This window comes from Leucobacter salsicius M1-8, assembly GCF_000350525.1.
Lineage (GTDB): Bacteria > Actinomycetota > Actinomycetes > Actinomycetales > Microbacteriaceae > Leucobacter > Leucobacter salsicius.
Genome location: NZ_AOCN01000002.1, coordinates 1 through 972 on the forward strand (window position 1 = coordinate 1; position 972 = coordinate 972).

Annotated in this window: 1 pseudogene; it reads left to right on the forward strand. The window is 60.4% G+C overall.

What is annotated here, in order from left to right:
- Positions 1-65: 65 nt before the first annotated feature.
- Positions 66-972: pseudogene (locus C795_RS17885) on the forward strand (IS3 family transposase); the annotation flags it as partial.

Genomic DNA, 972 nt, shown 5'->3' on the forward strand with positions numbered 1-972 from the left:
CCTGACCTACAGTTTGGTTTCCACTCGGGGTAGCTAGCCGATGGCCTTCATGAAAGGCTCACAACATGCCACGCCCCTACCCACCAGAGTTCCGTGAACGTGCGATCGCGCTCGTCCGCGAGGGCCGACAGGCCAAGCAAACCGCTGCGGATCTCGGCATCCACGAGGTCACTCTTCATTCCTGGCTCCGTCAAGACGATATCGATAATGGTCGCAGGCCCGGTAGATCTACCAGCGAAGACGCGCAGCTGCGAGCAGCACGAGGCCGGATCAGGCAGCTCGAGCAAGAGCTTAAGATCGTGAAACTGGCGTCGAAATGGCTCGCCGAGGAGGAGCGCGTTGACCCAAAGGGCGCACCCGGTGATCGACCGTCTCGTCGATGCCGGGGCACCCGTAGAGACCTGCTGCCGACTTATGGGGGTCTCTCGGCAGGGCTATTACAGATACCGGAAGCGTCCCACGAGCGCCACGCAATTGCGGAGGCAGTGGCTCACAGGTCTGATTCGTGAAATTCACACGGCTTCGCGTGGTACCTATGGCTACCGGCGTATCCACGCTGAGCTCACCATCGGGATGGAGATACCGTGTTCGAGTCGGCTGATCTCAGTACTGATGACAAAGAGCGCGATGTGCGGGCTTCCGGGCCCGACTCGGGTAAACGGCTGAAAGGCGTGGCTACTGCTGATGATCTCGTGCATCGCAAGTTCCACCGGCTGTCGCCGGACGAGCTCTGGGTGACGGATATCACGGAGCATCCGACGCGGGAAGGAAAGGTTTTCTGCGCGGCGGTGCTTGACGCGTGTAGCCGGAAGATCGTGGGATGGGCGATCGATTCCAAACAAGACTCAACCCTTGTGGTGAATGCCCTCGACATGGCGCTTCGCGCGCGAAAACCTGCCGCAGGGGGCATCGTCCACGCTGATCATGGAGTCCAGTTCACCTCGTGGGCGTTCACCCAGAAGATCCGTTCTG